This is a genomic window from Bacillus sp. LM 4-2, from assembly GCF_000978495.1.
Taxonomy (GTDB): domain Bacteria; phylum Bacillota; class Bacilli; order Bacillales; family Bacillaceae; genus Bacillus; species Bacillus subtilis.
Genome location: NZ_CP011101.1, coordinates 1340161 through 1354215 on the forward strand (window position 1 = coordinate 1340161; position 14055 = coordinate 1354215).

Sequence of the window (14055 nt, forward strand, 5' to 3'; positions counted from 1 at the left end):
GTATGGAAAAAGTTCTGTCAGTCCAAAATCTGCACGTGTCTTTTACGACTTACGGCGGGACGGTTCAGGCGGTCAGAGGGGTGAGCTTTGATTTGTATAAAGGAGAAACCTTTGCGATCGTCGGCGAATCCGGCTGCGGCAAAAGCGTTACCTCCCAAAGCATCATGGGCCTGCTTCCGCCTTATTCGGCGAAGGTGACAGACGGCAGCATTCTATTTAAAAACAAAGACCTTTGCCGTCTCTCTGACAAAGAAATGAGAGGTATAAGGGGAGCCGACATTTCTATGATTTTTCAAGACCCGATGACGGCGTTAAACCCTACGCTGACTGTCGGCGACCAGCTGGGGGAAGCGCTATTGCGCCACAAAAAAATGAGCAAAAAAGCGGCACGGAAAGAGGTGCTTTCCATGCTGTCATTGGTTGGTATTCCAGATCCCGAAGAGCGCCTAAAGCAATATCCCCACCAATTCAGCGGCGGCATGAGACAGCGGATTGTCATTGCGATGGCGCTGATTTGCGAGCCTGACATCTTAATTGCGGATGAACCGACCACCGCCCTGGATGTAACCATTCAGGCACAGATTTTAGAGCTGTTTAAAGAGATTCAGAGAAAAACGAATGTGTCTGTCATTCTGATTACACATGATTTAGGGGTCGTTGCCCAGGTAGCTGACAGAGTCGCAGTCATGTATGCCGGGAAAATGGCGGAAATCGGCACGAGAAAAGATATTTTTTATCAGCCGCAGCACCCTTATACAAAAGGCCTGCTGGGTTCTGTCCCGCGGCTGGATTTAGATGGCGCTGAGCTGATCCCAATCGACGGAACGCCGCCGGATTTATTTTCGCCTCCGCCGGGCTGCCCGTTTGCCGCCCGCTGTCCGAACAGGATGGTTGTGTGTGACAGGGTGTACCCGGGCCAGACGATCAGATCTGACTCGCACACCGTCAACTGCTGGCTGCAGGATCAACGAGCAGAGCATGCGGTGCTGTCAGGAGATGCGAAGGATTGAACATGAAAAGGGGGAAGAGGATGAAACGAGTGAAAAAGCTATTGGGCATGGGTCTTGCATTAGGACTTTCGTTTGCGCTGATGGGGTGCACAGCAAATGAACAGGCCGGAAAAGAAGGCAGTCATGATAAGGCAAAAACCAGCGGAGAAAAGGTGCTGTATGTAAATAATGAAAATGAACCGACTTCATTCGATCCGCCGATCGGCTTTAATAATGTGTCATGGCAGCCGTTAAATAACATCATGGAGGGGCTGACGCGTCTTGGCAAAGATCATGAGCCTGAGCCGGCAATGGCGGAGAAGTGGTCTGTTTCGAAAGATAATAAAACTTACACATTTACGATTCGGGAAAATGCGAAATGGACAAACGGAGATCCTGTAACAGCCGGAGACTTCGAATACGCGTGGAAGCGGATGCTTGATCCGAAAAAAGGCGCTTCATCAGCATTCCTAGGTTATTTTATTGAAGGCGGCGAAGCATATAACAGCGGGAAAGGGAAAAAAGACGATGTGAAGGTGACGGCAAAGGATGATCGAACCCTTGAAGTTACACTGGAAGCACCGCAAAAATATTTTCTGAGCGTTGTGTCCAATCCTGCGTATTTTCCGGTAAATGAAAAGGTCGATAAAGACAATCCAAAGTGGTTTGCTGAGGCGGATACATTTGTCGGAAACGGCCCGTTTAAGCTGACGGAATGGAAGCATGATGACAGCATCACTATGGAGAAAAGCGACACGTATTGGGATAAGGATACCGTGAAGCTTGATAAGGTGAAATGGGCGATGGTCAGTGACAGAAATACAGATTATCAGATGTTTCAATCAGGGGAACTTGATACCGCTTATGTCCCTGCAGAGTTAAGCGACCAGCTGATGGATCAGGATAACGTCAAGATTGTTGACCAGGCGGGTCTCTATTTCTATCGATTTAATGTCAACATGGAGCCGTTTCAAAATGAAAACATCAGAAAAGCATTTGCGATGGCTGTGGATCAAGAGGAAATTGTAAAGTACGTCACGAAAAATAATGAAAAACCGGCGCGCGCCTTTGTATCGCCTGGATTTACGCAGCCTGACGGCAAAGATTTCCGTGAAGCAGGCGGAGACCTGATCAAGCCTAACGAAAGCAAAGCGAAGCAGCTGCTCGAAAAGGGCATGAAGGAAGAAAACTATAATAAGCTTCCTGCGATCACGCTTACTTACAGCACAAAGCCGGAGCATAAAAAGATTGCCGAAGCTATTCAGCAAAAATTGAAAAATAGCCTTGGAGTCGATGTGAAGCTGGCCAATATGGAATGGAACGTATTTTTAGAGGATCAAAAAGCGCTGAAATTCCAATTCTCTCAAAGCTCATTTTTGCCTGATTACGCGGACCCTATCAGTTTTCTGGAAGCCTTTCAAACGGGAAATTCGATGAACCGCACAGGCTGGGCCAATAAAGAATACGATCAGCTGATCAAACAGGCGAAAAATGAAGCCGATGAAAAAACACGGTTCTCTCTTATGCATCAAGCTGAAGAGCTGCTCATCAATGAAGCGCCGGTCATTCCGGTTTATTTTTATAATCAGGTTCACCTGCAAAATGAACAAGTAAAGGGAATTGTCCGTCACCCTGTCGGCTATATCGACTTAAAATGGGCAGATAAAAACTGATGGCGGTGATTGAGGAAATACTGCTTCTTTATGCGAAGGAGCGGTATTTTTTCTCTTTCTTGCACGTATACGTAGGGTGCAGAGCAAATGAAAGGAGTGTTTTCGTTGAATTACAAGCCGAAAGCGTTGAACAAGGGTGATACAGTCGGAGTGATCGCGCCCGCAAGTCCGCCGGATCCAAAAAAGCTTGACACCGCGCTTTTATTTTTAGAAGAGCTCGGTCTTCAGGTGAAGTTGGGCAAGGCGCTGAAAAACCAGCACGGCTATTTAGCGGGACAGGATGATGAGCGGCTGGCGGATCTCCATGAGATGTTCAGAGACGATGAGGTAAAAGCAGTGTTGTGCGCATGCGGGGGTTTTGGGACAGGACGTATCGCCGCGGGCATTGATTTCAGCTTGATCCGCAAACACCCTAAAATCTTTTGGGGATACAGCGATATTACGTTTTTACATACTGCCATTCATCAAAACACAGGTCTTGTCACTTTCCATGGCCCGATGCTCAGCACGGATATTGGCCTTGACGACGTTCACCCGCTGACAAAAGCGTCATATAAGCAGCTCTTCCAGGAGACGGAATTCACCTATACAGAAGAGCTTTCTCAGCTGACCGAGCTTGTTCCTGGAAAAGCGGAAGGCGAGCTTGTCGGGGGAAATCTGTCTTTGCTGACGTCTACACTGGGCACGCCATTTGAAATTGATACGAGAGGAAAGCTTCTGTTTATTGAAGATATTGACGAGGAGCCTTATCAAATCGACCGGATGCTGAATCAGCTGAAAATGGCGGGGAAGCTGACGGACGCGGCGGGAATTCTAGTTTGTGATTTTCACAATTGTGTCCCGGTGAAGCGAGAGAAGTCTCTCTCGCTTGAGCAGGTGCTGGAAGACTATATTATATCTGCGGGCAGGCCCGCTCTGAGAGGATTTAAAATCGGCCACTGCTCGCCAAGTATTGCGGTTCCGATCGGTGCGAAAGCTGCTATGAATACAGCAGAAAAAACAGTCGTAATAGAGGCGGGCGTTTCAGAAGGAGCGCTGAAGACATGAAAATCATTCGAATCGAAACAAGCCGAATCGCTGTCCCACTGACAAAGCCGTTTAAAACCGCGCTTCGCACTGTGTATACGGCTGAATCAGTCATAGTAAGGATTACTTATGACAGCGGTGCAGTCGGATGGGGAGAAGCACCCCCGACGTTAGTGATTACAGGAGACAGCATGGATAGCATTGAAAGTGCCATCCACCATGTGTTGAAGCCGGCATTGCTTGGAAAAAGCCTGGCGGGCTATGAGGCCATTCTGCACGACATCCAGCATCTTCTTACAGGAAATATGAGCGCGAAGGCTGCTGTAGAAATGGCGCTATACGACGGCTGGGCGCAGATGTGCGGGCTGCCGCTTTATCAAATGCTTGGCGGATATCGAGATACGCTGGAAACAGATTATACCGTCAGTGTCAACTCACCTGAAGAGATGGCAGCTGATGCCGAGAATTATCTCAAACAAGGCTTTCAAACGCTGAAAATAAAGGTCGGAAAAGATGATATTGCAACAGATATCGCCCGTATCCAGGAAATCAGAAAACGTGTCGGATCAGCTGTGAAACTGCGTTTAGACGCTAATCAGGGATGGAGGCCGAAGGAAGCGGTAACTGCCATTCGGAAAATGGAGGATGCGGGCCTAGGCATTGAGCTTGTCGAGCAGCCTGTCCATAAAGATGATCTCGCTGGGCTTAAAAAGGTGACAGATGCAACAGATACGCCGATTATGGCTGATGAAAGTATTTTTACACCGCGCCAGGCGTTCGAAGTTCTGCAAACCCGGAGCGCAGACTTGATCAATATTAAATTGATGAAAGCGGGCGGCATCAGCGGAGCAGAGAAAATTAATGCCATGGCGGAGGCCTGCGGGGTGGAGTGTATGGTCGGCAGCATGATCGAAACGAAGCTGGGCATTACGGCCGCGGCGCATTTTGCGGCAAGCAAAAGAAACATCACACGCTTTGATTTTGACGCGCCGCTGATGCTGAAAACAGATGTATTCAAAGGCGGCATAACATATCGCGGCAGCACGATTTCGATGCCTGGCAAACCGGGCCTCGGAATCACCGGGGCTGCGCTTTTGAAAGGGGAAAAAGAGCAATGATGCACACTGTCATATCAGCAGTGGCCAACATCTGGACAGCGCCTAATTCACCTCGTCCGTCTGATCAATTCATGCTTCAACCGACTGTAATGATCAGAGACTGGCTGGAGCGCATGACGTATAATGAACGGCTTGGATTATGTACAGACAATGTAATCCAAACTCAGGTTCTCTTTGGCGAAAAGGTACTTGTGACGGCGGAACAGGGGGAATGGGTTTCTGTGATCGTGCCTAGCCAGCCATCCCGAAAGGATCCGCGCGGATACCCAGGCTGGATGAAAAAGAACCAGCTGGAAAAAACAAAGCCCATCCATACACAACACGATGTGATGATCAGCAAACCTGCTGCCTTTTTGTACAGAAGCAATGGGGAAAAGGAGATCGAATTAAGCTTTTTGGCGGTTCTCCCCTTCATTGCAAAAGAAAAAGGATATTTTAAGGTTTCGACTGTTTTGGGAGAAAGGTTTGTGAAGCAAAGTGATGCAGTGCCTGTCAGCAAACAGAAAGGGACTGCTGAAGACATCATTCAAACGGGTGCGTTTTTCCTTGGCCTTCCCTACCTATGGGGAGGGATCAGCGGGTTTGGGTTTGATTGCTCCGGATTTATGTACAGTATATTTAAGGCGAATGGATACAGCATCCCCCGCGATGCGGGAGATCAGGCTAAGGCGGGGGAGTATGTCCTGCTTGATGATATGAAGGCTGGTGACCTGCTGTTTTTTGCTTATGAGGAAGGAAAAGGAGCGATTCATCACGTCGGTCTGTATGTAGGCGGCGGGAAAATGCTTCATTCTCCAAAGACAGGAAAATCAATCGAAATCCTTACATTAAAAGACACAATCTATGAAAAAGAACTTTGTGCGGTGCGCCGCTGTTTTTCAGAATAAGGAGGGAGACAAATGACGCCACTGCCTTTGTTAGAGGTCAGCCAGCTAAAAATGCATTTTGACGCAGGGAAAAAGCGGACAGTCAAAGCCGTCGACGGGGTCACCTTTCAGATTCGTGAAGGAGAAACGTTCGGGCTAGTCGGGGAATCAGGGTGCGGGAAATCAACCTTGGGGAGAGTGCTGATGCGCCTTTATCAGCCGACAGAAGGAAGCGTGACATACCGCGGCACAAATCTTCATGCACTGAGTGAAAAAGAGCAGTTTGCCTTCAACCGCAAACTGCAGATGATTTTTCAGGACCCTTATGCTTCACTTAACCCGCGCATGACCGTTCGAGAAATTATTTTGGAGCCGATGGAGATTCACAATCTCTACAATACTCATAAAGCGCGGCTTCTCGTCGTGGACGAGCTGCTTGAGGCAGTTGGGCTTCATCCCGATTTTGGCAGCCGTTATCCGCATGAATTCAGCGGCGGGCAAAGGCAGAGAATCGGGATTGCGAGAGCACTGTCGCTGAATCCTGAATTTATCGTGGCGGACGAACCGATTTCTGCACTTGATGTCTCTGTTCAAGCGCAGGTGGTCAACCTGCTGAAGCGGCTTCAAAAAGAGAAAGGGCTTACGTTTTTATTCATTGCCCATGATCTTTCGATGGTGAAGCATATCAGTGACAGGATCGGTGTTATGTACTTAGGACACATGATGGAAATTACAGAGAGCGGCACCTTGTATCGTGAACCGCTCCATCCCTATACAAAGGCGCTTTTGTCCTCGATTCCGATTCCAGATCCTGAATTGGAGGACAAGCGTGAGCGTATTCTCTTAAAAGGAGAGCTGCCGAGCCCGGTCAATCCGCCAAGCGGCTGCGTGTTTCGTACCCGCTGTCCGGAGGCGATGTCTGAATGTGGAGAATCTCGTCCCCAGCTTCAAGAAATCGAACCCGGCCGTTTTGTCGCTTGCCATTTGTATCGAAATGCTGAAACGAAGGAAAAAGTGAGATAAATAAAAAGAGTGGCTCCTTTTTACTAGAGCCACTCCATTTGATTATACTTGATGTAAAAACTTTACACAAACCGGGTAAGGGACAGAAACCGTTGATGGGAGGAGTGTCAATCGGCCGGTTTCTTTGTCTCTTTCAAACAAGACAAGGTTGCCTGTTTCTTCATTTGAAGCAACGAGGAACTCTTCCGTTGGGTCAAATACAAAGTCACGAGGCCAGTTTCCTTCTGTCGACACTCTTTCTACGAAAGCCAGCTCTCCTGAATATTGATTCACTTCAAATACGGCGATACTGTCATGGCCGCGGTTTGCGACATAAACAAAACGTCCGTCCTGCGTGACATGTATTGCGCTTCCCTGGCTGTTATCTGTAAAATCATCAGGGATGGCAGAAACGACTTGGATTTCTCTAAATTCGCCGGCTGTCGGGTTGTATTCAAGCGCAATCACTTCATTGCTTAATTCTGTCATGACATAAGCGTATTTTTCTTTCGGATGAAAAGCGATATGGCGAGGTCCTGCACCGGGAGCGAAGGAATGGCTTCCGGATTCAGTCAACACACCGTCTTTCAGCTTATAGGTGTAGAGCTTATCTATACCTAAATCAACCGCTACCACATAATTGTGTTCAGGTGTGAACCCCGCGTAGTGTGTATGCGGTTTTTCTTGTCTTTCGTGCGGCCCTTTTCCTGTGTGAGCGGCCTCTGAAACAGGTGATTGCAAGCTGCCGTCTTCCTGAACCGGAAAAACGTGTACCTTCCCGCTGTGATAATTGGCAGTCAGTACGAATTGATTTTGATCATCAACGCTTACGTGGCATGGCGAAGGGCCATCAATTAACTGATGATTCAGAAATGTCAATTCGCCGCTGTTTTTATCGATTTGATAGGCAGCAACTCCGCCTTGGCCGTCTGCTTTTTCGATGGAATAAAGGATGGTGTTGTTTTTATTCGGCGCCACATATGTCGGGTTGCCCAGCTTAGCGGCCAGCTTTGGCTCGCTGAGTGCTTTTTTCTCAGTATCAAGCTCAAATGAATAAATTCCTTCGCTTCCGCCTTTTGTATACGTCCCGACATATCCTATGTATTTTGTCATGCGATTTCCCCCTTAAAAATGATGTCACCTCTATATTAACGTATCTTGATAAAATAAGCTGTTCAAAACATGAAAAAGGGGAAGATTCTTCATTCGCCTCGAATCAGCGGCATTGTGCAGCACCTGAAGGAGCCGCCTGATTTAATAATTTCTGACAGGTCAATTTCGATAATGTGATAGCCTCTTTTCGATAGCTGTTGATTGACATGGCGGTTGCCAGGGAGACTGATGATCGTTTTTTTTCCGATTGAAAGGACGTTGGTGCCAAGCGTAAATTGTTCGTCCTCGGGCACCTCAATAAGATCATAACGTTTTGCCAGCATATCGGCTGCATCTGGCTCAATGGCCTGTGGATAAATTAACGCTTCGCTTTCAGATACAATGTTAAATACGCAGTCCAAATGCAAAAATTTTTCATGAAGCTTCACTGGAACGATCGTATATTCAGGAAGTGCCTCTTCCAGCTGGCCGATAGCTGAAATGTCGGTGCGCTGGCTGATTCCGACATAGACAATGTCATCATCGATAATGACGTCTCCGCCTTCAATACTCGTATCAAGCATGCGGGTGTAAGAGATACCTTGGCTGTGAAAAAAATCTTTTATAACGGCTTCTTCTCCTTGGCGAATCGGTTCAGTCATGCTCGACAGAAAGGCTTTTTCTCCGATGACAAACCCTATATCCCTAGTAAAAACCTGTTCTGGGAGTCCGTCGCGAACGGGCAAAAGGACGACCTCAACGTTGTGTGACCTAAGTGCCTCCACTAAACGGCTGTGCTGGTCGTTGGCGGTTTTTACATGAATATTGTCATCTTCAAAATGTTTTTGTGTTTCGTTTATAACATCTTTTATGGTCATGTGCTCAGGTTTGCATAAGATCACTTTCTGAAGTGTGCCGTATTCCGTTCGGCATACTGTTTTGTGCTGAGATTTCGGGATGGATACGTCCATTTGTTTTTCCTCCTAAAGTGTGAAGAATACATTTATTATTCCCTCATCATGAAAATCATTAAACCATTTTAAATTTTAGACAAATGGAAGAGAATATTGTTTAATAGGAGAATATAAGTGCATTTAGCTAAAAGATCAGACATCAAAGGGGAGAAAGGTATGGAAACACCGGAAACAAGATTTTGTAAAGAGTCAAAGGTTGTGAAAACCAGCAGGGTGTTCCCGCTTGACACGAACAACCATAATACGCTGTTTGGCGGAAAATTAATGAGCTACATAGACGACATTGCCTCTATTTCAGCGGCGCGCCATTGCAGACGTGAAACGGTAACAGCTTCAATGGATTCTGTAGATTTTTTAAAGCCGATCGGGCAAAAGGATTCTGTCTGCCTAGAGTCATATGTGACATGGGTCGGCACATCTTCCATGGAAGTATTTGTGAAAGTTATTAAGGAGCATTTGATGACTGGCGAACGGGAACTCGCTGCCACATCCTTTTTGACATTTGTCGCATTAGATTCAAATGGCAAGCCGGTGCCTGTACCGAGAGTTGTACCGGAAACAGAAGAAGAAATCATGCTGCATAATACAGCTGTACAGCGCGCTAATGAACGTAAGAACCGCAAGAAACACAGCCAGGCGCTTGCAAATGCGCTCGGAACTGATAAGCCTTGGTGAACGTTAAACCCAAAACATAAGTTGTTTTGGGTTTTTTTGTACTTTTCAATGGTGATTATTACAATGGTTAGTCCGTTTTTGCTAGGGGATTCTATAAAAAAGCAACAAATGTCATGTTAAATTGATAATTTTGTGACAACTTTATTAAAGATTCATTTTAGATATATCTTTTATTCGTAAGATCATGTATTTTAAAGATATATTTTAAATACATCTTTTCGAAAGGATTGTTTATAAAATGTTAGATAACAAAACAATCGAAATTATTAAAAGCACTGTACCCGTATTGCAACAGCATGGAGAAACAATCACTGGCCGTTTTTACGATCGGATGTTTCAAGACCATCCAGAGCTTTTGAACATTTTTAATCAAACAAACCAAAAGAAAAAAACACAGCGAACTGCACTGGCAAATGCTGTTATTGCAGCTGCGGCAAACATTGACCAATTAGGAAACATCATTCCGGTTGTCAAACAAATCGGCCACAAGCACCGCAGTATCGGAATTAAGCCTGAGCACTACCCAATCGTCGGTAAATATTTGCTGATTGCGATTAAAGATGTATTGGGAGACGCTGCAACTCCTGACATTATGCAGGCATGGGAAAAAGCGTACGGAGTCATTGCTGACGCGTTCATCGGAATTGAAAAAGACATGTATGAACAGGCTGAAGAGCAAGCCGGCGGCTGGAAGGAGTATAAGCCATTCGTTATCGCAAAAAAAGAGCGGGAAAGCAAAGAAATTACATCCTTCTATTTGAAACCGGAAGACGGCAAGCCGTTACCTGAATTCCAAGCAGGGCAATATATCAGCATCAAAGTGCGGATTCCTGATTCTGAATATACGCATATCCGCCAGTACAGCCTGTCTGATATGCCGGGAAAAGACTATTATCGAATTTCCGTGAAGAAGGATGGTGTCGTGTCTTCCTACTTACACGATGGGCTGCAGGAGGGAGATTCAATAGAGATCAGCGCACCGGCAGGGGACTTTGTTTTAGATCATGCATCACAAAAAGATCTCGTTTTGATCAGTGCCGGAGTTGGCATTACACCAATGATCAGCATGCTGAAAACATCTGTTTCCAAACAGCCTGAACGACAAATTCTGTTCATTCATGCGGCGAAAAACAGTGAATATCATGCATTGCGCCATGAAGTAGAAGAAGCAGCAAAACATTCTGCTGTTAAAACAGCATTTGTGTATCGCGAGCCGACAGAGGAAGACCGTGCAGGTGATCTGCATTTTCATGAAGGACAGATTGATCAGCAATTTCTCAAAGAACTGATTGCCAACACCGATGCGGATTACTATATTTGCGGTTCACCGTCGTTTATTACGGCAATGCATAAGCTTGTATCAGAGCTCGGATCAGCGCCGGAGTCTATCCATTACGAGCTATTCGGCCCGCAATTAAGTTTGGCGCAGTCCGTTTGAACACATACATGAAACTCTTCTCCTTTCAGAGAAGAGTTTTTTATTGAGATATAAGAAGGCAGACAAGCGCCGGTTTCTACATCCGGACAATCACAGACCCGCCGCCATTTGTGCATACACGGTTTTGCTGTTCTTGCATTGTTCTCAGCAATTCATTGTTTACCTCAATCGCTCTAATTAGTTGCTCCATCCTTAGCTCCAAACCAGCCAGCCTGTCGATTGTTTGCTGCTGGTAGCTCTCGGGTTGGGAAGCCAAAGGCAGATCAAAGGGCCAAAGGGCATTCGACTTCTGATTTTTCATATTGCGTATTGCGCCTCCAATCGGTGTCACTTTCTATTGTGTTATGTTCAGTCGATATGCACGTTCGCCTAGACACTGATGCATAGAGGGCCTGCCACGGGGCACAATAGGCTCAATATGACCAGCGGATGGAGGTAAAGATTGGTGTTATGGATGGTATGGGTATTTTTACTGAAGCCAGTTATCGTATTTTCGATTGCATATATTTTGTTTCGGCTTGCCGGTAAAAAAGCTGTGTCACAAATGAACAATTTTGACCTGCTTTTGACCTTCGCAATCGGAACCATTATCAGTGAGCCGATCCTTACATCCAAGCTGCCGATGTCAATTTATTATGCGGGTGCTTTTTTGGTGCTTTATCTTATCATGAGCAAGCTCTCTTTATCTAATAAATGGCGATGGCTCCTGGTCGTGAGCCCGACTGTCCTAATCCGAAACGGGGATATTGATGAACGCGGCCTTCGTAAAGAAAGGCTGACTGTTAATGAACTGCTCGGAAAGCTGAGGGAAAAGGGCTATGCCGACCCGGCTGACATTGATCTTGCTATCATTGAAGAAACGGGAGAAGTAAGCGTCATCCCGAAAGAGGAAGCGAGAGCGGTGCAGGTGCGGGATTTGAATATGGAAGCTGAACGGAATTTTATCCCGATTCCGCTCATACTGGATGGCGAAATCCTTGATCATAATTTGAAATATCTCCAAAAAAACCGATCCTGGCTGTTTGAGAAGCTTGAGGAAAAAGGGTACAGCCCCAAACTGCTGTCTTCGATCACCTTAGGCACGATGAATGCGCGAGGTGATATATCCCTTGATTTAAATACCTCTAATGACCCGCAGCATGATCCTTACTTATATAAACCGGGAAATAACAACTAAGATGGCTCTCTCTTGTAATGAGAGCTTTTTTCTTTTTTAAAGGGAATTTTTGTTTGGTGTCAAATGTACCTAGTTAGGAGGGGAACTGAACATGAAGGACTTATCCATAAGAAACGACATGGCGCCAACGGTCAGTCTGCTGTATTCCGCAGTGGAAGAAAACAGTCTCCGTCTGGCTTCTATCGTAAGCCATATGACACACAGTGAACTTTACTATAAGGGGCGCTGCCAAACAAAAAACAGCACGGCTCAGCTTTTGCACCATATCACAAATGTTGATATCAAATGGGTCTGGCGTATCAAGGAAAATCGGATACCGAACCATATTGAACAGACATACGGCCCGATGACAGATGAAAGCGGACGGCTGCCTGAACCGGTGAATCAGCCAGGCTTAGATGAACTCCTGAAAAGACATCAGCATGTAGTAGAGGAGTTGAAATCGGTATGCTTCACTTTAACTGAAAATGCTTTGAACCAGCCGCTTTCCTTCGAAGGTGACACCGCGACGATACGATGGGGAATTTGGCATATGGCAGATCATAACCGCTATCATCAGGCACATATTGAAGCTCTCAAAAAAGAATGGAAGCAGGATGTGGCGAAGTATGAACGCTAAAACGAAGCTTGTGACTGATCGAATTCGTTTGCGCTGTATGGAAGATCGGGATCAAGCCACTTTGTTTGGGCTGCTTTTTAATGATCCTGACGTCATGACATATTATTCCGGTTTAAAAGATAAGAGGCAAACCCGCGAGTGGGTCAATTGGAACCAACGAAATGAAAAAGGGTACGGCGTTAGTCTGTGGATCGCCGAAGATAAGCGGACAGGGGAGTTTTTGGGGCAATGCGGCATCGTTCCCCAGCAGATCGAAAATCAAACCGTAATGGAAATTGGCTATATGTTTGCCCGCCGCCACTGGGGGAACGGCTATGCGCAAGAAGCGGCTCGGGCCTGTCTGGACTATGGCTTTAACGAGCGGCAGTTCGGCAAAATGGCAGCTTTGATTGATCCGGGTAACAAAGCGTCCATACGGGTAGCGGAGAAAATCGGCATGCATTACAGCAAAACGATCAGAAAATGGAATAAACCGATCGCGGTATATGAAAGGAAATCTTACAATTGAAAGATAGAGCTCAGTTTAGTATCATGATATCATGTAAAGTTTTCTAGGGTTCCGCATGTCAATTGACATGGACTGGTCCGAGAGAAAACACATACGCGTAAATAGAAGCGCGTATGCACACGGAGGGAAAAAAGCCCGGGAGAGTCAATCTCATGTGAGACGACTGTCCGGGGTTTTTTTGTTTTCGGAGAATCTTAATAGATAGAAAGGAATGACTCAAAATGAAATGGGGATTGGTCGTGCTTGCCGCTGTTTTCGAGGTTGTTTGGGTGATAGGCTTAAAGCACGCTGACTCAGCCTTAACATGGAGCGGCACTGCCATCGGCATCATATTCAGCTTTTACCTTCTAATGAAGGCGACTCACAGTCTGCCTGTTGGTACCGTGTATGCCGTCTTTACCGGGCTCGGCACAGCGGGAACAGTACTTAGTGAAATCGTTCTTTTTCATGAACCGGTTGGATGGCCGAAGCTATTGTTAATTGGCGTGCTCTTAATCGGTGTAATCGGGTTGAAGCTTGTGACACAGGATGAGACAGAGGAAAAAGGAGGCGAGGCATAATGCTGCACTGGATCAGTTTATTGTGCGCGGGCTGTTTAGAAATGGCCGGCGTGGCCCTTATGAATCAATATGCGAAAGAAAAAAGCGTGAAATGGGTGCTGTTGATCATTGTTGGTTTTGCCGCTTCATTTTCCTTGCTGTCGTACGCAATGGAAACCATTCCGATGGGAACGGCTTACGCGGTCTGGACAGGAATTGGCACCGCCGGCGGGGCGCTTATCGGCATCCTCTTTTACAAGGAGCAGAAAGACGCCAAACGGATCTTCTTTATCGCGTTGATTTTATGCTCAGCAGTTGGTTTAAAAATTCTGTCATAAATTGATTTTTATCAAATCTTC

General features: G+C 46.3%; 16 protein-coding genes and 1 riboswitch. Of the genes, 13 read left to right on the forward strand and 3 right to left on the reverse strand.

From position 1 onward, the window contains the following. Window positions 1-2 precede the first annotated feature (2 nt). The 6 genes from dppD (at window position 3) to bslm_RS06860 (ending at window position 6695) form a co-directional block, all read left to right on the forward strand. Entirely contained in the window at window positions 3-1010 is a 1008-nt protein-coding gene (gene dppD / locus bslm_RS06835) for a dipeptide ABC transporter ATP-binding subunit DppD (protein WP_015252254.1), read from the forward strand. A gap of 2 nt (window positions 1011-1012) precedes the next feature. Continuing rightward, a complete protein-coding gene (dppE, locus tag bslm_RS06840; RefSeq protein WP_080481056.1) occupies window positions 1013-2662 on the forward strand; it encodes a dipeptide ABC transporter substrate-binding protein DppE in 1650 nt (549 codons plus the stop codon). Window positions 2663-2749: 87 nt separating this feature from the next. Further along, window positions 2750-3709, forward strand: coding sequence for a S66 peptidase family protein (locus bslm_RS06845; RefSeq protein WP_046160317.1), 960 nt, complete (start codon window positions 2750-2752; stop codon window positions 3707-3709). Further along, complete coding sequence (gene ykfB, locus bslm_RS06850) at window positions 3706-4806, forward strand: L-Ala-D/L-Glu epimerase (RefSeq protein ID WP_046380964.1); 1101 nt, start codon at window positions 3706-3708, stop codon at window positions 4804-4806. The genes bslm_RS06845 and ykfB overlap by 4 nt, the downstream gene beginning before the upstream one ends. Next, the gene (gene eepC / locus bslm_RS06855) at window positions 4803-5693 is read left to right on the forward strand and encodes a gamma-D-glutamyl-L-lysine dipeptidyl-peptidase (RefSeq protein WP_046380965.1); all 891 of its coding nucleotides are present in this window, start codon (window positions 4803-4805) and stop codon (window positions 5691-5693) included. The genes ykfB and eepC overlap by 4 nt, the downstream gene beginning before the upstream one ends. A 12-nt stretch (window positions 5694-5705) precedes the next feature. Further along, window positions 5706-6695, forward strand: a complete 990-nt coding sequence (locus bslm_RS06860; RefSeq protein ID WP_029317689.1) for an ABC transporter ATP-binding protein — start codon at window positions 5706-5708, stop codon at window positions 6693-6695. A gap of 42 nt (window positions 6696-6737) precedes the next feature. Here bslm_RS06860 and pgl read toward each other — a convergent pair whose 3' ends face one another. After that, the gene (pgl, locus tag bslm_RS06865; RefSeq protein WP_038428841.1) at window positions 6738-7787 is read right to left on the reverse strand and encodes a 6-phosphogluconolactonase; all 1050 of its coding nucleotides are present in this window, start codon (window positions 7785-7787) and stop codon (window positions 6738-6740) included. Window positions 7788-7876: 89 nt separating this feature from the next. Next, complete coding sequence (locus tag bslm_RS06870; protein ID WP_003232597.1) at window positions 7877-8737, reverse strand: dimethylarginine dimethylaminohydrolase family protein; 861 nt, start codon at window positions 8735-8737, stop codon at window positions 7877-7879. A gap of 159 nt (window positions 8738-8896) precedes the next feature. Between bslm_RS06870 and bslm_RS06875 the strand changes: the two genes are divergently transcribed. Continuing rightward, a complete protein-coding gene (locus bslm_RS06875; RefSeq protein WP_003232595.1) occupies window positions 8897-9415 on the forward strand; it encodes an acyl-CoA thioesterase in 519 nt (172 codons plus the stop codon). Between the two features lie 238 nt (window positions 9416-9653). Beyond that, entirely contained in the window at window positions 9654-10853 is a 1200-nt protein-coding gene (gene hmpA / locus bslm_RS06880; RefSeq protein WP_003232593.1) for an NO-inducible flavohemoprotein, read from the forward strand. A 76-nt stretch (window positions 10854-10929) separates the two neighbouring features. Here hmpA and bslm_RS06885 read toward each other — a convergent pair whose 3' ends face one another. After that, a complete protein-coding gene (locus bslm_RS06885) occupies window positions 10930-11154 on the reverse strand; it encodes a hypothetical protein (protein ID WP_046160320.1) in 225 nt (74 codons plus the stop codon). A 144-nt stretch (window positions 11155-11298) separates the two neighbouring features. Between bslm_RS06885 and bslm_RS06890 the strand changes: the two genes are divergently transcribed. The 5 genes from bslm_RS06890 to ykkD all read left to right on the forward strand — a co-directional run bounded on the left by bslm_RS06890 (window position 11299) and on the right by ykkD (window position 14034). Next, window positions 11299-12030 (forward strand): DUF421 domain-containing protein, encoded by a 732-nt coding sequence (locus bslm_RS06890; protein ID WP_041333825.1) that lies wholly within the window; start codon window positions 11299-11301, stop codon window positions 12028-12030. 91 nt (window positions 12031-12121) lie between these two features. After that, entirely contained in the window at window positions 12122-12649 is a 528-nt protein-coding gene (locus tag bslm_RS06895) for a DinB family protein (protein ID WP_046380966.1), read from the forward strand. Further along, complete coding sequence (locus tag bslm_RS06900; protein WP_003244793.1) at window positions 12639-13157, forward strand: GNAT family N-acetyltransferase; 519 nt, start codon at window positions 12639-12641, stop codon at window positions 13155-13157. The genes bslm_RS06895 and bslm_RS06900 overlap by 11 nt, the downstream gene beginning before the upstream one ends. A 32-nt stretch (window positions 13158-13189) precedes the next feature. Then, window positions 13190-13301: riboswitch (guanidine-I (ykkC/yxkD leader) on the forward strand. 77 nt (window positions 13302-13378) lie between these two features. Continuing rightward, entirely contained in the window at window positions 13379-13717 is a 339-nt protein-coding gene (gene ykkC, locus bslm_RS06905; protein WP_003232583.1) for a multidrug efflux SMR transporter subunit YkkC, read from the forward strand. Beyond that, window positions 13717-14034 carry a multidrug efflux SMR transporter subunit YkkD gene (ykkD, locus tag bslm_RS06910; RefSeq protein WP_015252242.1) on the forward strand — a complete coding sequence of 106 codons (318 nt, stop codon included), beginning with the start codon at window positions 13717-13719 and terminating at the stop codon, window positions 14032-14034. The genes ykkC and ykkD overlap by 1 nt, the downstream gene beginning before the upstream one ends. Window positions 14035-14055 lie beyond the last annotated feature (21 nt).